This is a genomic window from Pseudomonas sp. NFX183 (assembly GCF_047943075.1).
In the GTDB taxonomy this organism is placed as follows: Bacteria; Pseudomonadota; Gammaproteobacteria; order Pseudomonadales; family Pseudomonadaceae; genus Aquipseudomonas.
In genome coordinates this window covers 1272326-1290391 of sequence record NZ_CP181333.1, presented here as the reverse complement: position 1 = coordinate 1290391, position 18066 = coordinate 1272326, and the positions used below count along the sequence as shown (strand labels likewise).

Genomic DNA, 18066 nt, shown 5'->3' with positions numbered 1-18066 from the left:
AAATTTGTGTACAGCTTTTTTCTTCAGTGACGATATAGGTGGCGAGGTGCCATGGATAGGGCCCGCAACAATTATGAGTCCAATTACCATGACTACCTTCTTTGGAATGCGCCGTGATCGTCGCGCGATAAAACAATTGGTGACTGCGATTACTCGCGGTGTACCGCCAAAAGTAGACGGATGCGCTGAAGCAGTTGCAGTCCTTGATGCCTGGAGGGCGTTTGATTCACTCGATCGCAGTTCCAGATCCCGTATACAGGAGCTTGAGCAGGAATTGGAAGCAGCTCGTGAGCTACTTCGCGACGCAGCATCGTCCGCTTCTGCACACGAGATCAGATTCGACCTTGTGAACCGCGCTTCCAGCGAAGGGCTGTGGGATATGGAGGTAGTCGCCGGCGACCCCGTGAATCTTAAAAATCGTTTTTGGTGGTCTCAGCAACTACGCAACCTTCTGGGGTTCAGCGATGAGCGCGACTTCCCAAATGTTCTAGCGAGTTGGGCTGATCGCCTGCATCCGCAGGATAAGCAAGCCACTCTTGACGCTTTCACCCGCCATCTGAACGATAAATCCGGGCACACCCCTTACAAGGTGAAAAATCGGCTTGCGATGAAGGACGGCTCATACCGCTGGTTCTATGCACAAGGAGAAACGCTGCGGGATGATCGAGGTATGCCTATACGCGTAGCGGGTTCTCTGCGTGACATCCATGATCAGCTTGAGCGAGACGAAGAGCACGATGTGATCATCACCAGGTTCGAACTGGCCAGGGAAATGCTCTCGGACGGTTTGTGGGATATGGAAGTTATCGCGGGTGACCCGGTAAATCCAAAGAACCCATTCTGGTGGTCTCCTCAATTCAGACGATTGCTTGGATTTGAAACCGTGGAGGAGTTCCCTGATGTCTTGGATAGCTGGGCATCCAGGCTGCACCCGGATGATAAGGAGCAAAGCCTAAAAGCCTTTGGAGCTCACCTGAACGACCGGTCTGGGAGGACGCCCTTTGATATCGAGTATCGGCTAAAGATGAAGAGCGGTGAATATCGATGGTTCAGAGCTCGAGGTCAGACTCGGCGCGACGCCTCCGGCTCGCCGCTTCGGGTGGTAGGGGCCCTTGTGGATGTCCATCTGCAGCACGAGCAGGAAGCGCTAAGACAGGCAGAGGTCGCGCATCAGCAGACGCTTGAGGAAAACATCGCTCAATTGTCTCAGATAGTTGGGACTATACAGAGCATTGCGAACCAGACAAATCTCCTGGCACTGAACGCGGCGATCGAGGCCGCGCGCGCTGGCGAAGCGGGTCGTGGCTTCGCGGTCGTTGCCGACGAGGTTCGCAAGCTCGCGACTCGCACTACAGAAGCAACCGAACAAGCTGCCGGAATGATCGCCCGCTAACTACTGCTCTGTTTAATCCAAGCTGGGGCGATATTCGCCCATCTGCTCGCTGCCTCGGTACGTACTAAGTAAATTACAGTAGACAACCAACGGCAGTGAGCTCGAGCATCCATTACCCATCCAGATATGAACCATCTGTTGGGAATTTATTCAGGGCGCTCTGTATCGTTGCTTATTATTGTAGAGCCCTGAATGACCTCCGGGAGGTGACATGTCATCAGCGTCCGCTTCTGGCCGTTTTCTGCCCGTCGTAGACCGAGGTCAGCGGGGGAGGCTGGTAGTTCCGTTATGCCTTGAAACGTTAGATTGACCGTTAGCTTTGAAGCCTGCGAACGGCTACGGTAATCGAGGTTAAGACCCTCACTTCACATGAACTTGTCGGCCGGGCGGGCCGCAGGGATGAAATGCCCTTTAATCGGACGTTAGCGTGCCCGCTTACATCGACTTGACCGAGATAACTTCCACAAATCTGAATTTTTTCTTGGCTAACTTTGTAGCTTCTTGCTCTGCAACTAGAGAACTGAGCGTATCGGCTTCATGTACGATCTCGTGCATCTTGCCTTCGAATTCATTCCCCACCCTCAGTGTGACTTTCAATCTGGGAGTAAAGGATTTTGAGAGTTTCTTTTTCTTCACTACCTTTGTCTGCTCCGCGATCACGATTTCTGGTGCAGTGTCTTGCTCATGGGTGTCGATCACTGATGCAGGGGCCTCTGGCGCACCGAATAGCGCCCGACGCATTTCTTCTTCCGTCAGCTCTGTAGTCATACCATTTCTCAAGAGGGGGTCGTGTATAGCGTTTTCGATTCTATCACTGCGGACAGCGTCGGAAATAAGAAGGCTTGACGTGGTATCTGACTTGCCATAGCCACTAAATCCGAACGTGCGTGAGTTTCTGCTCAGAGCGCTTGTTCGAATGCAGCCTTATTGACACTCATGCTTGTGTTGTCGCCGCTTCACATTTACGCTTTGCTCCGTCGCGGTCAATCCCGCGACCGGGTGTCGCAACCTGAATCGAAACCAAGGCGCGGTATGTGCCATATCGCACAGTCAGCACTTCAAGTGCTAGCTGCTGCTTTTCTATGGCGCACCGTGCAGGGCAGGCTTCGGCCTGGCCGGGTTCCTTGGTTTCCGGTTTGCGACCCCTGTACGGTGTGCCACCCATTCGTGTCGCAACGGTGGATGGCATTCCTTAATCAAACCAAGGAGATAAGGAAAATGGCATGTCCCCCTTTTAAGCTCGTGCGCCACCCCGGCCAAATGGTTCAGGCTGCAAACTATCTCGGAGGACTCCGTGATGTTTGATCTTTCGCTTCTCATCGGACTCCCCAAACCCAACAGCATCGATACTTCAGTGCTTACCCCTGAAGATGCTGCGATTAAACTGCGGCAGGCTGCCACTCTCCGGCTTAACGGAGCCCAGAGTATTCTGCTTCATTTTCCGCAAGACGTTGAGCTGGCAGTAGAGCTGTTGGATGACGCCGCGGTGTTGTACGACAGGGCGTTCCGGAATCTGACTGGCATCCCAGCTCAAAGCGTCCATCAACAGATTCATGAATATGTCTCTGTCCCGTCAGTTGAAGGGGCTCCCGCGATCCAAACTCCGTGGGGCGATGAGTTCGCTCCGGTAATCAAGGAGGGCGTTCGTTGCGCAGAGACTTGGCTTGAGGGCTCATCATTACCGTTATGGTGGGCGCTGTCTCAGAACCGAAAACGTCATCGTCCAGGTGATCCACAAGAGGCATTTGAAGCAGGTTTTTTGCTGCGGTTGCAGCAGACGCTGATCATGCGACGTGAGGCCGTCACCTCCCAATCAACCCGCTTCGATGCCTGAGTTTGTAATTGACGTTTGAGATTTGCTTTTCCCGCCAAACCCTCCGATCAAGCGATCTTTGATCGTGCCGATCGGAGGGTTCACTCGCTTTTTCTGGAAGCCGCCGCGTTCCACCCTTCATGCTCAAATTTAATTCACACCACGCCTACTTTCACCATCAGTATTTCCCCCCGATTTCCATCGAGCGCAACGTTATTCAGTGTATGTGTCCGAATCTTTTCGTTGGGCATGGATGTAGGTGTGGCGACAGCGGCGACGGCGGCGACAACCCACGTATAACGTGGTCTGGGGCATGGCGACAGAAGTGGCGACAGTCGCCACTTTCTCAGCGCGTTGGCTGTGACGCTTGACCACCTTTTCGAGTGGGTATAAAAAGTGGTGCACGGATCGCTGTCGTTGACAGCACCTGCCCAGGTAGCCAGAACCTTTAAGGCTACGCCCCTCGCGTGGTGGTTCTTCCCCAAGTGCGATTAGTGTCCGGCAGCTCGCACGGTCACTCCCCAAGAGTGATGGATGCCTACTCGACCAATCTGCCCCCTTCGGCCGACGATGGACCTACCTCGCTGCATTGCAGCAACCTCACCTCTTGGCACACTTCGCTGCGCCAGACCTTGCCCGTCTCTTTCTGCTGGAAAGAGACGGGCGCTCGTACCACTGCTGCAAGCCACGTCGTACAGGGCATTGCCGCAACTCTCCTCGTGACAATCGACCTGACAAATCCGATTCGTCGCCATCCGCAACGACACAGGCACCGGTGCCGCAGCCAATGGAAAGGCAGCATCTGACTGACAGTCAGGCATGCCCCAGGTGTCCATGTCGTTGCCTTCTCTTACTCCGGATCTCCAGGTGCCGAACTCGTCAGTCGGCACAGCCTCTACCCGCCCGCATCTTCGGATGCGACTAAGGAGGCCAGATTCATGGGGTCATGCCCTTGCTCCCGGTCGTAAGGAGCCGTTCGTTCCACGTCAGTGAACACCTCACAGGCCGCAGGGGCCTTGATCCCTGATAACACTCAACAGCCGTGGCGGGACTACGTGAGGACAACCAGCAATGAACGAGGAGAGGGCCCATGCAGCAGTTAGATCCGAAGCTTGAACTACCACAACCACCTCGACTGCTGATTGAGTCGAATCCCGTGGCCCCGCCTTATCCGGTGCAGGCACTGGGTGGGATTCTTGGGCCTGCAGTCGAACGCATGGCCGAGGTCATCGGGGTGCCCCAGGCATTGGCTGCACAATCGGTGTTGGCTGCTTCGGCGCTGGCCACTCAAGGTCATGCGGGCTTACAGCTCGATGGGAGACATTATCCCCTGTCGTTGTACCTGATCACGGTGGCCGCGTCAGGGGATCGTAAAACGGCGGTGGATCGATGTGCATTGCTCCCAGCACGGCAATGGGAGCGTGAACAGTGGCAGCGCTATCGCGAACAACTTGTCCGGTACCGTGCCGCACAGCGACAGGCGCAGCGTATCAAGCCTGGCGATTCTGAGCCCGCAAACGGAATGTCGCTCGAAGCGGAGCCCTCAGCACCTAGGCTGATCACCACGGATCCGACTATCGAGGCCCTGATCAAGGGACTCTGCCATGACTTGCCGAGCATGGGTCTGTTCTGTGATGAGGGTGGACAATTCCTTGGCAGCAGCACCATGAGTCGGGATAACCGTTTGAAAGCGGTCACGACCTTGTCGTCACTCTGGGATGGCAGCCCGATAGATCGCGCGCGTTCCATGGTTGGTGAAAGCTTGCGAGCCTATGACCGACGCTTGAGCCTGCACCTTATGCTGCAACCGTATTTGGCCGTGCAGTTACTCAGTGACCCGTTGCTGCAGGGGCAAGGCATTCTCGGGCGCTGCTTGATGACGTGGCCCACCAGTCTAGCCGGGCAACGTGGCTACCAGGCTGTCGACTTGTCCAAAGACGCCGCCCTCAGGCGTTATCATCACCGCCTTTCGGCTCTGTTTTATCAGCCTTGGTCACTTTCCGCTGACGGAGCCTTGCAACTGTTAAATCTGAGCCTCAGTCCGCTGGCGCGTCGTCGCTGGATTGATTTGCATGATGCTATCGAAGCTCAACTGGGTGAGTTTGGCGAGCTGGCCAGCGTGCGGCCCAGCGGTTCGAAGGCCGCCGACAACCTTTTGCGCGTCGCCGGCATTTTGGCCGTTGTGGAGGAGAGCAGTGTCGTGGAGGTCGACCATATCCAGCGGGCCTCGGCCTTAGTTGGCTACTACCTCACCGAGATCCAGCGCCTGACCGAGCAGGAGCCGGTGTGCAGGGTAAAAGAAGAGGCGGACCGGCTGTTGCGCTGGCTGCAGGTCAAGGATTGGAAACGCTTCAGTATTCGAGAGCTGAATCGCAACGGTCCTCGCTTTGCCCGCAAGAGCAGCCGTCATGCGGCCAAGCTGCTGGTCGAGTTGATTGATCATCAGTGGTTGATCACCGATGGCCAAACCTTCGAGGTGCGTCATGTTCAATCTTGATGAAGCGCTGCGTAACCATCTGGCTCAGCGCCAAAATGAACCGAAAGTGCGGTTTGTCGCCGCGAGTGTCGCCACTTTGTCGCCACGCTCAAAGCCAGACAAGGCAAGGGTTGTCGCCGGTGTCGCCGGTGTCGCCATCACCCGTAAAGCTAGCACCTCGACGACAGCCATAATCCAATGGTTGAAAAAGGAGGGCGCGCAACTATACGTCGCCGGCAACACGCTGTGTTTCCGCCCGACTGATTGGGCCCAGTTCGCTATTGTGAATGCACACTGGCGAGCCCTTTTTTATGAGCTCGCGGCAGTCGATCAGGAGCAGGAAAATGGCTCGGGTCGCTAAGCGAGCGGGTCGTAATTTTGGCTTTGGTCGCCAACTCAGCTACGCCGGACCGCAAGCACTGAAAGACCTGTTTGGCGACGGCCATTTTGCTACCGTCAAAGCCCATAGTGATCGCTGGCAGGCGTTCGTGCATTGGTGTCGATCCGATGAAGGACCGAGGGTCAACGACGCGCGCCAGATAGACCGCGAGATCCTCATGCGGTACGCCGTCCACGTGCGGGAGCAGGTTGATCAGGGCAACGTGGGCATTGCCACCGCGCAGAACCGACTGTCCAGCGTGAACCGAACGATGGCCGCGCTGCGCGGTGATCAGTACGTCAAAATCCCGAGTCCGAGCAAGGCGCTGGGCCTGCAGCGCTCAGGCGTGCGCAGTGAGGCACCGCAAGGACAAGACCGTGTGCAGGTCGAGCAGATCGCACTGGCGTTGTCAGAGCGCGGTCAGCAACGAGTAAGCGCAATTGTGCACCTGGCCCGGGAGACCGGCATGCGTCTGCGTGAAGCTATCCTGGCGGACCTGCCCCGACTGCAACGAGAGGCCAGGCAACTGGGCAAGTTCAACATCCAGGACGGCACCAAAGGCGGTCGATCAGGCACGTCAGCACCGCGCTGGATCGCGGTTACTGATCAAATTCGTGGCGCCTTGGATAGGGCCTGGGAGGCTTCACCCAGTCGCAGTCGGAACCTGTTGGCCCCCAACGAGAGCTACAAAGAGTTTATGCAGTCAGTTGTGCGATCGGCACGTGACATCTTGCATGAGCATGGATTGAAAGGCTTTCATGAGCTGCGTACGGTTTATGCCTGTGAGCGTTATGAACAACTGACGGGCTTCTCGGCACCCGTCAATGGCGGTCGTGGCCATCGAGAAGATCGAGAGCTTGATCGGCAAGCCCGCCAGCAAATCAGCCATGAGTTGGGACATAACCGCATCGATGTGGTGAGTGCCTACATCGGAGGTCGGCGATGACATCCGCGTTCGACATGGCGTTGTTTCTGAGTCCAGTGCTCAAAGGTGCGCATGCCACGCGGCAGCGGCACATCAGGCAAGCGGAAAGGATGCAAGAGGCAATTGGTCGGCGCTGGGGTTGCGCGACTCCATACTCCTGGAAAGAAAAACATGTGAGGTGGTTTCTGCAGCACCACCTGCGTTGCTCAGCTCCAGCTACCGTCTACTATTATGAGTTAACAACAGCTCTAATTCGTAGGCGGCGTGAAAGTATCAAAGCTGACATTCAGCTCAATTTGGATAAGTGCTCACCAAGCTGTGGCATCCCGCAACCTAAATGGTCGACTTCAAGCTAAGCCTATCACTACGCTCTGCGGACGCACTTCACTGGGCAAGAAGCTAAGAGGCCGTAGTTTTACACGGCTCTGGTATTTCCTGTCTCAAGCCCGTCAAGATGATCGGCGTACCACTGCATCATTGTCGTACGTTGCTCCAGATACTGAGCCTTGTTATAGATCCCTCGGACACCTGACGGCTTGTGACTGAGCTGTGTTTCAATGTGGTCCGCTGGAAAGCCGTGCTCGTTGAGGACAGTGCTTGCAATATGACGGAAGCCATGTCCGGTCTGTCGTCCTTCGTAACCAAGGCGCCTTAGCGCCATCAGAAAAACGGTATCGCAGCGAGGCTTGGTTCGATCACTTCGACCAGGGAACAGCAATGGGTACGCTCCCGTGATTTTCCGTAGTTCAGTAAGAGCGCTTAATGCCTGCTTACAGAGTGGCACAAGGTGTTCACGCCCCTTTTTACGGCCTTTGCGTTCAACGGGGATGGTCCAAAGCCGTTTGTCAAAGTCGAACTCAGCCCAGTATGCCTCTCGAAGCTCGCTGGGACGGACAGCCATGAGAGTAAGCAGTTGGAGGCCAAGCTGAACATCTTTGGCGTGAGGGTATGATCGTATTGCTCTGAGCAGTGTGGGAAGTTCTTCCAAGGAGACATGGGCGTAGTTCTCAGCCTTTCCTGATGACAGAAATTTATGAACCCCCTCTAAAGGATTGTTCATAGCCCTGCCGGTTACGCGAGCCAGGTCGTAGATGTCTTTGCAGTAAGCCCTCACGCGACTCATCTGCTCGAGGATGCCCTGACGTTCGAGCCCTCTCAAAAGCTCCATCCATTCCATCGACATGATGGAAACATAGGGACGTTTTCCGACAAGAGGGAATACGTGACGGTCCAAGGCTCCAAGGACTCTTTTTGCTGTGCCGACATCCCAGCCACCCAAGCGAGATGTATGCCATTCACGAGCGAGGGCTTCAAAGGTTTCGTTTGTTGCTGCTACTTCCGCAGCTTTTCTAGCTTTCTTGGCGGTTATCGGATTTTTGCCTTCTGCTGCATCTGATCTCAATTCGGCAGCCTTTTGCCGGGCAAGGGCGCCGCTGACTTCTGGATAACCGCCTAGCCCGAGCCACGACCATTTGCCGTCGGGCTTCTTATAGCGCAACTCCCACGATTTCTGCCCGTTAGGCTTTACTCTAAAATACAGCCCCGAGCTGTCTAGCTCACGGTAGGCCACCACTTCAGGGGCGAGGTTGACTAGTGCAGTATCGGAGAGAGGACGGCGTTTAATATCGCTGCGTTTCATGCGTGTATGCCTCCAGTTCAATTTTTATTGAAGCATACACAGGGGCATACAGGATGTGAAGGTTGTGGATGGATCAGCTTGGACGTCCAGATACAAGAAAGCCCGCACTAGGCGGGCTTCTTGAGGTGATTCATAGACATCCTTGGATCTCTATAAATCGGTACTTGGTGGCTACACAGGGACTTGAACCCCGGACCCCAGCATTATGAATGCTATGCTCTAACCAACTGAGCTATGTAGCCAAGTGGCGCGCATTATTCGCGTAGAACGGGAATGCGTCAAGCACTTTTATCGAAATTTTTTCTACGCTTTCAATTGTTTAACCGGAATCATCAGTTCTGGCGACGAGTGGCTTGTCATTCGTCCGCCTGTCGGGCCGTGTGTGGCCGCAGGCTTTCAATTAAGCGATCAATCACGGTCGTGGTGATTTTCTGCAGATGCCCTAGGGCGTTGATCGTGACGCTGCAGGAGGGCGCCGCAGTCGAGAACGGTAGCGCAAGCGCTGAGCATCAGGTGGGAGAGGCAGGGCTGGGCGTCTTCGCCGCTGAGGTGGTTATTGGCGCTGAGTCAGTCGGTAGGGTATGGGATGTTCGGGCGGTTGGTGAACGCGTCGCGGTGAATGAAAGGAGCAAAATTCGGTTGGGCAGATATCCCTGCCGCCCAACGATTACCCGCTAGAGGACCTTACGGTTGCGACGGGTTATGCGTGACGCGCTTGAGGTGTTCGCGCGCGCGTGACAAGCGTGAGCGAACGGTGCCGATGGGTATGTCCAACACGTCGGCGGTGTCCTGGTAGCTGCCGTCGGTCTCCAGTGAGGCGTACAACGTCTTGCGCATTTCTGTGGGCAGGTGGTCGATGGCGGTCAGGGTTTTCTCCAGTCGGCGGTTGATCTCGAACTGCCAATCCAGGTTCTTGGTTTCCTCCTGCCCATGCCACAGCGATTCATCGAATTCGCAGTGCACAGGCTTGGCGTACAGGCGGCGGAAGTGGTTGCGTACCAGGTTCTGAGCAATCCCGCACATCCAGGTACTGAGGCTCGCCTGACCACTGAAGCGCTCCCTGTTGCGCCAGGCTTCCAGGTAAGTCAGTTGCAGTATGTCGTCTGCATCTTCGGGGTTGAGTACGCGTTTATGAATAAAACGCCGGAGTTTTTTCTGTTGGTCGTCCGTCAGTTGGAGCATGAATTGAGGCGAGCTGCCAACCAGGTGCGCTAAAGCTTCAATTGGGATATTCACGTTTTTTTCCTCAGGGTAGACGCTATCGAAATAAGTTCGATGGAAACCCCTTTAGCACTGGGTGTGCCAAATGTAAAAATCGCGTAACTAGCTGATTATTAAGGGTAAATATCTTGAAATGGAGAGGTATTGCGCAGTGGTTTGCAAAAAGCGCCGAGGCTTTGTGCCGGTCTTGTCAAACGTCTCGATAGCCGCGTTCTGATGGAACCGTATCGGCAGGCATTGCCACATAGGGACACACTCTTCCCGTCTTGGCATGCTTATGAAAGTCGAATCCCCTAAAGATGCGCCCTCTGCCCAGCGCCTGGATCAATCCGCCGTTGCGCCTGTTTCCACGCCCGCACCCGCGAAGGTTGATGAGCTTGCTTCGCTCTTCGACCAGGAAGTGATTGCCAACAACCGCGCTCAGCGCTCGGTGTCGATTCGCGTGCCCCCCACCGAACAGCTTGCGCAACTTTATGAGCAGTTGGGCCATCCTGCTCAGGAGTCCCTGGCGACTATTTCGCGGCGGTTCAGGCAGCAATTGCAGCAGCATCCCAGTGTCGACAAGCTGGTAGAGCTCGCCGAGGGCGACCCCGCACGTGCCTACGTGGTGCTCAAACATCTGGAAGCCCAGGCGGACAATGATGTGCGCCCCACCGAAGCTGCCTTGGCGCGGGATGCTATTGGCATGCTGGCGGTGGGCTTTAAAGGGGAGATCCAGGCGGGCCTCAAATTCGCCACGGCGTTGATGGAGGCCGGTGGTGATCCGCAGGAGCGCCAGGCGCTGCGCGCGCTTTATTACGCCAGTGTGGCCACGCGCCAATCCCTGGCGACGATGATGCAGGCGCTGTTGGGCGTATACGGCGGCGATACGTTTTCCGTCAGGCTCATCAGCATGCGCAAAGCCTTGGCTGACGACATCGCGGTCCTGGTTTCGTCAATGACCACGCCGCGATTGCGCACGTTGTTGCTGGCCCTGCAAAGCTGTGGGCAACTGAGCACCGTGTTGGCCGGTTGCCACGCGTTGATCCAGCGCCTGGGCATCGGCTACGACGCCGTCAGTCTTTTGCAGCGCCTGCTGGGGTATGCCGGCAGCGGCATCGATGCGGGCGAAATCCTGCGACTTGGGCATGATCTGGGCAGTGGCCCGAGCCCCCGGCAAGTGATTGTTCTCAACGCGCTTTACCCTCTGGTCCGGCAGTTGCCTTTGGCCTTGTGGCCTGACAGTCGAACCCGCCAGGGCGCGCTGGACAGCTTTTTGGCCGTGATGGGGGAACTGGAGCGGATCGAGCGCGGCCCGATCAAGTTTGCCGGCGACCTGGGGGCGTCGGCGTGACTGCACTGTCAGCCATCAACGCTGTACTGCTCAAAATGGCACAACGTGCCGAAGTCCTGGGCGCAGTGGTGATCCTGGGCATCGTGTTTATTTTTATCGTGCCGTTGCCCACCTGGCTGGTGGACATTCTGATCGCGCTGAACATTTGCATATCCTGTCTGTTGATCGTGCTCGCGCTGTATTTGCCAGGCCCCTTGGCGTTCTCGTCGTTCCCATCGATTTTGCTGCTGACCACCATGTTCCGTCTGGCGCTGTCGATCGCCACGACGCGCTTGATTCTGCTGGAACAGGACGCCGGTGACATCGTCGAGGCCTTCGGCAACTTCGTCGTGGGCGGCAATCTGGCGGTGGGGATGGTGATCTTTCTGATCCTGACCCTGGTCAACTTCCTGGTCATCACCAAGGGTTCGGAACGGGTCGCCGAGGTGGCGGCACGGTTCAGCCTGGATGCGATGCCGGGTAAACAGATGTCCATCGACAGTGACCTGCGTGCCGGGCTGATCGACGGCACGCAAGCGCGGGACAAACGTGAGCAGTTGTCCCGCGAGAGCCAGCTGTTCGGTGCCATGGACGGTGCGATGAAATTCGTCAAGGGCGATGCCGTCGCCGGTTTGATCATCGTTGTGGTCAACCTGTTGGGTGGTTTCACCACGGGCATGTTTCAACACGACTTGAGCGCCGCCGAGTCGATACGGCTGTATTCGGTGCTGACCATCGGCGACGGCCTGATTGCACAGATTCCGGCGCTGCTGATCTCCCTGACCGCCGGCATGATCATCACCCGCGTGGCTCCGGATGGGCGCAAGGGGATCAGTAACATGGGCGCCGAAATTGCCCGGCAAATGACCAGCGAACCCAAGAGCTGGATGATTGCGTCGGTGGGGATGCTCGCGTTTGCAGCGGTGCCTGGCATGCCGACCCTGGTGTTTATCCTGATTTCGATGGTCACCGGCGGCCTGGGTTATTACTTGATGCGCCAGCGTCAACGACAAGAACAGCCGGTCGCCGAAGCCGCGGACGCCGTGCGCCCGGAGCAAAACGGTGATGAAGACTTGCGCGGGTTTGATCCGTCGCGACCTTACTTGCTGCAGTTTTCCCCGGTTCTGCGCGGAACCCCCGAGGTCACCGAGCTTATCCACGGGATACGCCAGGCCCGAAACACACTGGTGGCCAATATCGGTTTGACCTTGCCGCCGTTTGAAGTCGAACTGGATGACGCCCTGGCCGCCGATGAAATGCGCTTTTGTGTGCATGAAGTGCCGATGGTCAAGGCCTCGGTCGTTAACCATTTGGCCGTGGACCGCAAGGCGCTGGCGGTTGAGCCCGAGCACGCAATACCCGGCAAGGCCGACCGCGATGAACAGGATTGGGTGTGGTTGGCGCCTGATGATCCGCTGCTCGATGACCCGCAGCTGGAACGCTTCACCGCAACGAGCCTGATCATCGAGCGCATGAGGCAGGCGATGATGCTCAGCGGGCCGCAGTTCCTGGGGATCCAGGAGAGTAAATCGATCCTCAGTTGGCTTGAGCACAACCAGCCGGAACTGGTGCAGGAACTGCAACGTATCATGCCGCTCTCGCGGTTTTCGGCGGTCCTGCAACGCCTGGCCAGCGAAGGCGTGCCGCTGCGTGCCGTGCGGCTGATTGTCGAGTCGCTGATCGAGTACGGTCAGCATGAGCGCGAGCCCGAAGCGCTGGCTGACTACGCGCGCATTGCCCTCAAGGCGCAGATTTTCCACCAGTACAGCGAGGAAGACGGCCTGCACGCCTGGCTGTTGTCGCCCCATACCGAAAACATCCTGCGCGAGGCGTTGCGTCAGACGCAGACCGGGGTTTTCTTTGCGCTTGATAACGAAAGCAGCGCCGCGTTGATCAACCTTCTCAACCAGGCCTTCACCTTACGCGCCAAAAGCAAAAGTGTGATGTTGGTGGCACAAGACCTGCGCAGTCCCTTGCGCACCCTGCTTCTGGAAGAGTTCAACCATGTGCCGGTGCTGTCCTTCGCCGAGTTGGGAAGCACCTCCAAGGTGAAAGTGCTGGGGCGTTTTGACCTGACCCAGGATGAGCTGGCGCGCGGTGCGCTGGCATGAATCGCCAGTCAGCTTCAACGCGTCGGAGCGCTCGATAATGTTTGAGTTACGGGTGCTCAATGGTCTGCGCCAGGGCGCCGCGTTGCCGCTTTTTGGCGAGCAGTGGAGCATCGGCGCTCACCCTGACGCTGACCTGATGCTGAATGATCCAGGCATCGCCGAGCAGCACGCGCGGTTGCGGCTGATCAACGCAAACTGGTCAGTGCAGGCCGAAGCCGGGCTGCTGCACGGTGATGAAGGGCAGGTGCTGGCCCAGATTGCGAGCCTGGCGCTGAACGTACCGTTTTCAGTCGGGGCTGTGCGGCTGTGTGTCACTTGGGCCGATCAGCCATGGCCCGAGGCACCCGCCCCAGCGGCCCCGGCCCCTGAGGCGCCGCGGGCGCTGCAACTTTCGTCCATCTCGCACGCGCAGCAAAAGCGCCTGATCAGCGTGGCGCTGGTGGTTGCGATCATCGTCGTGGTGGTGGGCATCGCGTCCACGGGTGAGCGTGAGGCCCAGGCCTCATTGATGCCTCCTGTGGTGGTCAAACACGAGTTGGCCACGCCGTTTGAGGTGCGCCAGCAGTTGCTGAAGATGCTCAATGAACGCGAATTGAGCCAACGGGTCAGCCTGCAAGTGATCAATGGCCAGGTCGCGCTCAACGGCGACGTGTCGCAGGACGATGTGGAGTTGGTGTCGCGCATGCTCAGCCGTTTTGTCGAGCTGTTCGACAGCGCGGTGCCGGTGATCAGCCGTGTGCGTGTCAGCGACGGCGCGCTGCCGTTCAAGATCGTGCAGATCGTCGGCGGCCCCAATGGCCATGTCGTCCTGGAAGAGGGCAGCCGGGTGTTTGTCGGTGATGAAGTGGACGGCCTGCGCCTGGTGCTGATCGACAACAGCAAAGTGGTGTTCGATGGTGCGCGGCGTTATGAGGTGCGCTGGTGAACGAAGAACTGAACGCACGTCTGGATGCCTGGCAGCAGCGTCAGGCCCAGGCGCTGGCCAACCTGATGCCGGTGACCCTGCGCGGTCGGGTCCAGCGCGTCAACGGCATGTTGTTGCAATGCCGGTTGCCGAGCGCGCGTATTGGCGACTTGTGCCAGGTCGAGAAATCTGCCGACGACTACATGCTGGCGGAAATCATCGGCTTCGATCAGCAGGATGCCGTGCTCAGTGCCTTGGGCAACCTTGAAGGGGTGCGCGTGGGCGCCAGTGTGCAGCGTCTGGGTGTCTCGCATCGAGTGCGCGTCAGTGATGCGTTGCTGGGCCAGGTGCTGGATGGGTTCGGGCGGCCGATTACGGGCGTTGGCCCCAATGCCTTCGCCGAGACCGACAGCCCGGATGCGAGCATGGTGCTGTGTGAGGCGCCGTTGCCGACCGAACGGCCGAGGATCCATCGGGCCCTGGCGACCGGGGTGCGCTCGATCGATGGTCTGTTGACGCTTGGCGAAGGCCAGCGCGTGGGCCTGTTTGCCGGTGCCGGCTGTGGCAAGACCACGTTGTTGGCTGAGATTGCCCGTAACGTCGAGTGCGATGTGATTGTGTTCGGCCTGATCGGTGAGCGCGGCCGGGAACTGCGCGAATTTCTCGACCATGAACTGGATGATCAATTGCGCGCCAAGGCCGTGCTGGTGTGCGCGACATCCGACCGCTCAAGCATGGAACGCGCCCGCGCAGCGTTCACCGCAACGGCGCTGGCTGAGGGCTATCGACGCCAAGGCAAGCGGGTGTTGCTGCTGATCGACTCCTTGACGCGTTTCGCCCGCGCGCAGCGAGAAATCGGCCTGGCCGCCGGTGAGCCCTTGGGGCGCGGGGGCTTGCCGCCTTCGGTGTACAGCTTGCTGCCGCGTTTGGTGGAACGCGCCGGGTTGACCCGCGACGGCGTCATCACCGCAATCTACACCGTGCTGATCGAACAGGACTCCATGAGTGACCCCGTGGCCGACGAGGTTCGCTCGCTGCTGGACGGCCATATTGTGCTGTCGCGCAAGCTGGCCGAGCGCGGTCACTACCCGGCGGTGGATGTGCTGGCCAGCCTGTCGCGAATTCTGAGCAATGTCGCCACGCCTGAGCACATCCAGGCGGGGACCGGGCTGCGCCGTTTGTTGTCGGCGTATCAGCAGATCGAGCTGATGCTCAAGCTGGGTGAATACCAGGCCGGCAATGATGCCCTGACCGACCTGGCGGTGGACAGCCGTGCGGCGGTGGATGGCTTTTTGCGCCAGGACTTGCGTGAGCCTTCACCGATGGCGGCGACCCTGGATCAGCTGACGGAGCTGACCGCCTATGTTCCTTTCTGAATTGGAAACCCTGAGGCGTCTGCGCAAACACCGCGCGGACCCGGCCGAGCGCGCATTGGGTGAGGCTAAAAGGCATCAGCGTGCACTGCAGTTGCACGTTGAGCAGGCGCAGCAGCGCCTTGAGGACACTCGCCTGCAGGAGGCCGAGGAAGCGGCGCAGCTATTGAGCAAGCATCAAGGGCACGTGCTCTCGTTTCAGGAGCTCAAGTCGTGGAATACCCAGGAGCGCTCATTGTCCGCCAGCACGCAGCGTGAAGAGGCGCAGTTACAGACGCTACAGGGGCAGCAGGCGCAGCAAGTGGTGCATATCGACAGCATGCAAAAGCAGGCCAGCCAGTATTTGCGCGAGGTCGAGAAACTCTCGGAATTATCCCAGTTACTGGTGCAGGAGCGTCATGAAACGATTGCCTGTGAGCAGGTCTGAGCGGCCGCGTATCCGCGAGCCCCGGGAAGACCGTGAGAGAGGCGTTGAGGCCGTGGTGCCGTGGGTTCATGTGCAGGTATTCGCGCAACTGTTTGCCAAGGACGACGGCCAGGGCGGTTACGTTTCCAGCCTGCCTGCGCAAAGTGTGGCGACGGATAAATTGATGATTGAGGCATTGGCGGGGCAGTTGGCGCTGCGCGTTCAAGGCGCCACGCAATGGCCGTTGCTGGCGGTGCTTTACCTGCCACGGCTGGGGCGAATCAACGCCAGTGTGCAGCGGCAGTCGGGCGCGTGGAACATTGAGTTGGACGCCGAAGAACCGCGTACGGCGCATTGGCTCGCCACGGTGCAAAAACGCTATCAGAACAGGCTGACCGAGGCGTTGGGCCAGCCTGTCGATATCCACATCAACAGCACGGGGTCCGCATGATCATGTTGGCGGTGGCACCGCCCCTGGTTGAGGCGGCAAGGGTTGCGGCGTTGCAGCGGCTGGGGCGCGGATTAAGCATGCCGTTTCAGGTTGGTGATCAGCAGGGCGCGTTTGTGCTCGAGCCCGGCCGCGCGCCTGAAGGGCGCAGCCCGGTGTGTTTCGAGAGTGCCGTCGGTGTACTGGGGTTCTCGGAACCCGAGGCGATGTTCAGCCTGATGGGCGAATGCCCGGTCACCCTGGCAGAAGCCGGCAATGACTCGACGTCGTGGTTCTGGGAATTGTTCCAGCATCACCTCAGCCCCCAAGTGGTGGCGTTGTTCGGTTATCTGCGCTTGCTGCCGTCACCCAAAACGCCTGGCTTTGGTTGCCGCTTCACCGTGCTGTTGGGGGCCTCCAAGGTCGATGGTTACCTGTGGCTGGCCCCGCAGAGCTTGCTGGCGATGTGTGCGGCGGGCGCTTGGCGGTCGACGGCCAGCTCATTACCCGCATCGTTTCCCTTGGCAATCGCCGTGACCGTGGGCCGTTTGAGCTTGCCTGTCGGGCAGTTGCGCAGCGTGCGTGCGGGTGACGTGCTGATGGTTGAACACGCCTTTTTTGATGTGCAGGGCCGTGGCCACTTGCCTATCGGGCGTCGCCGTCTGCAAGGGCGTATTGACGATGAATCCGGGCCCTTGTGCCTGAACCTTATTGCGATTGAGGAAGCGTCCATGGACGAGAACTTTGTAATAGAAGAATACCCGGGGCCTGAACAGGATCAGCCGGTGGAGGATATCTTTGGCCGTGAGCCCTTTGATGAATTGAGTATGGCGCTGACGGTGCGCTGTGGTGTCCTGAGCCTGACCCTGGGCGAACTGCGCAATCTTGCTCCCGGAGCGGTGCTGGGCATTACCGGGTACGCCCCGGGCATGGCCGGCCTGTATTACGGTGAGCGGCCCATTGGCCAGGGGCAATTGGTGGAAGTGGATGGGCGACTTGGCTTGCAAGTGTCTCGCGTGGTGTTTTCGCGATGATATTCCAGGGCGTCGACCCGGTTGTCCTGGCGCTGTTTTTCGGGGCGTTGTCGTTGCTGCCGATGCTGCTGATCATCTGCACCGCGTTCTTGAAGATCGTCATTGTGCTGATGATTACCCGCAACGCTATCGGCGTGCAGCAGGTGCCCCCGAGCATGGCGATCAATGGCATCGCGTTGGCCGCTACGCTGTTTATCATGGCCCCCGTGGGTTACCAGGTCGCCGAAAACCTCAAGGGCGCGCCCCTGGACATGAGCACCGTGCAGACCCTTCAACAGACGGGGCTTGTGGCCATACAGCCGCTGCGCGCGTTTATGAAACGCAACACCGATCCGGATGTGTTGACCCACATGCACGAAAACACCGCGCGCATGTGGCCGCCTGAAATGGCGCAAAGCACCCAGCGCGATGACCTGATCCTGTTGGTCCCCTCCTTTGTGCTGTCGCAGTTGCAGGCCGGGTTTGAGATCGGCTTCCTCATCTACATTCCGTTCATCGTCATCGATCTGATTGTGTCCAACCTGCTGTTGGCGCTGGGGATGCAGATGGTCTCGCCCATGACCATTTCCCTGCCGCTCAAACTGCTGTTGTTCGTCATGGTCTCCGGATGGTCGCGATTGCTCGACAGCCTTTTCCTTTCCTACCTTTGAGTG

At 58.2% G+C, this 18066-nt stretch carries 15 protein-coding genes, 1 tRNA gene and 3 pseudogenes; 15 read left to right on the top strand and 4 right to left on the bottom strand.

Annotated elements, in window-relative coordinates; translation table 11 throughout:
- Positions 1–73 precede the first annotated feature (73 nt).
- Together ACM530_RS06190 and ACM530_RS06185 are read left to right on the top strand one after the other, a co-directional pair.
- Positions 74–1111, top strand: a pseudogene (locus tag ACM530_RS06190) (PAS domain-containing protein); the annotation flags it as partial.
- 45 nt (positions 1112–1156) lie between these two features.
- Positions 1157–1384 (top strand): annotated as a pseudogene (locus tag ACM530_RS06185) (methyl-accepting chemotaxis protein); the annotation flags it as partial.
- A 444-nt stretch (positions 1385–1828) separates the two neighbouring features.
- Here ACM530_RS06185 and ACM530_RS06180 read toward each other — a convergent pair.
- Positions 1829–2161 carry a hypothetical protein gene (locus ACM530_RS06180; protein ID WP_065950574.1) on the bottom strand — a complete coding sequence of 111 codons (333 nt, stop codon included), beginning with the start codon at positions 2159–2161 and terminating at the stop codon, positions 1829–1831.
- Between the two features lie 529 nt (positions 2162–2690).
- Here ACM530_RS06180 and ACM530_RS06175 point away from each other — a divergent pair.
- The 5 genes and pseudogenes from ACM530_RS06175 to ACM530_RS06155 all read left to right on the top strand — a co-directional run.
- The gene (locus tag ACM530_RS06175) at positions 2691–3227 is read left to right on the top strand and encodes a LasR-specific antiactivator QslA (RefSeq protein ID WP_065950575.1); all 537 of its coding nucleotides are present in this window, start codon (positions 2691–2693) and stop codon (positions 3225–3227) included.
- Positions 3228–4296: 1069 nt separating this feature from the next.
- Positions 4297–5703 (top strand): YfjI family protein, encoded by a 1407-nt coding sequence (locus tag ACM530_RS06170; RefSeq protein ID WP_242194919.1) that lies wholly within the window; start codon positions 4297–4299, stop codon positions 5701–5703.
- Positions 5690–6043, top strand: coding sequence for a hypothetical protein (locus ACM530_RS06165; RefSeq protein WP_416364435.1), 354 nt, complete (start codon positions 5690–5692; stop codon positions 6041–6043). The genes ACM530_RS06170 and ACM530_RS06165 overlap by 14 nt, the downstream gene beginning before the upstream one ends.
- Positions 6027–7007, top strand: coding sequence for an integrase domain-containing protein (locus ACM530_RS06160; RefSeq protein WP_416364434.1), 981 nt, complete (start codon positions 6027–6029; stop codon positions 7005–7007). The genes ACM530_RS06165 and ACM530_RS06160 overlap by 17 nt, the downstream gene beginning before the upstream one ends.
- Positions 7004–7252: pseudogene (locus ACM530_RS06155) on the top strand (hypothetical protein); the annotation flags it as partial. The gene ACM530_RS06160 and the pseudogene ACM530_RS06155, both read left to right, overlap by 4 nt.
- Positions 7253–7401: 149 nt before the next feature.
- Here ACM530_RS06155 and ACM530_RS06150 read toward each other — a convergent pair.
- The 3 genes from ACM530_RS06150 to ACM530_RS06140 form a co-directional block, all read right to left on the bottom strand.
- Positions 7402–8625, bottom strand: coding sequence for a tyrosine-type recombinase/integrase (locus ACM530_RS06150; RefSeq protein WP_242194913.1), 1224 nt, complete (start codon positions 8623–8625; stop codon positions 7402–7404).
- A gap of 165 nt (positions 8626–8790) precedes the next feature.
- Positions 8791–8867, bottom strand: a tRNA-Met gene (locus tag ACM530_RS06145).
- Between the two features lie 442 nt (positions 8868–9309).
- Complete coding sequence (locus ACM530_RS06140; protein ID WP_106578536.1) at positions 9310–9861, bottom strand: RNA polymerase sigma factor; 552 nt, start codon at positions 9859–9861, stop codon at positions 9310–9312.
- Positions 9862–10123: 262 nt separating this feature from the next.
- Between ACM530_RS06140 and ACM530_RS06135 the strand changes: the two genes are divergently transcribed.
- Genes ACM530_RS06135 through sctR form a run of 8 tightly spaced genes read left to right on the top strand, consistent with a single transcriptional unit; the run spans position 10124 to position 18063 of the window.
- Entirely contained in the window at positions 10124–11179 is a 1056-nt protein-coding gene (locus tag ACM530_RS06135; RefSeq protein WP_178119746.1) for a TyeA family type III secretion system gatekeeper subunit, read from the top strand.
- Positions 11176–13269, top strand: a complete 2094-nt coding sequence (sctV, locus tag ACM530_RS06130) for a type III secretion system export apparatus subunit SctV (protein WP_404486760.1) — start codon at positions 11176–11178, stop codon at positions 13267–13269. Before ACM530_RS06135 ends, sctV begins: the two co-directional genes overlap by 4 nt.
- Positions 13270–13306: 37 nt before the next feature.
- The gene (locus ACM530_RS06125; RefSeq protein WP_416364433.1) at positions 13307–14194 is read left to right on the top strand and encodes an FHA domain-containing protein; all 888 of its coding nucleotides are present in this window, start codon (positions 13307–13309) and stop codon (positions 14192–14194) included.
- Positions 14191–15549 (top strand): FliI/YscN family ATPase, encoded by a 1359-nt coding sequence (locus tag ACM530_RS06120; protein ID WP_315975618.1) that lies wholly within the window; start codon positions 14191–14193, stop codon positions 15547–15549. The genes ACM530_RS06125 and ACM530_RS06120 overlap by 4 nt, the downstream gene beginning before the upstream one ends.
- Positions 15536–15973 (top strand): type III secretion system stalk subunit SctO, encoded by a 438-nt coding sequence (gene sctO / locus ACM530_RS06115; RefSeq protein WP_416364432.1) that lies wholly within the window; start codon positions 15536–15538, stop codon positions 15971–15973. The genes ACM530_RS06120 and sctO overlap by 14 nt, the downstream gene beginning before the upstream one ends.
- The gene (locus ACM530_RS06110) at positions 15945–16403 is read left to right on the top strand and encodes a type III secretion system HrpP C-terminal domain-containing protein (RefSeq protein WP_416364431.1); all 459 of its coding nucleotides are present in this window, start codon (positions 15945–15947) and stop codon (positions 16401–16403) included. The genes sctO and ACM530_RS06110 overlap by 29 nt, the downstream gene beginning before the upstream one ends.
- The gene (locus ACM530_RS06105; RefSeq protein WP_242194899.1) at positions 16400–17413 is read left to right on the top strand and encodes a FliM/FliN family flagellar motor switch protein; all 1014 of its coding nucleotides are present in this window, start codon (positions 16400–16402) and stop codon (positions 17411–17413) included. Before ACM530_RS06110 ends, ACM530_RS06105 begins: the two co-directional genes overlap by 4 nt.
- A complete protein-coding gene (gene sctR / locus ACM530_RS06100) occupies positions 17410–18063 on the top strand; it encodes a type III secretion system export apparatus subunit SctR (RefSeq protein ID WP_145165544.1) in 654 nt (217 codons plus the stop codon). Before ACM530_RS06105 ends, sctR begins: the two co-directional genes overlap by 4 nt.
- Positions 18064–18066 lie beyond the last annotated feature (3 nt).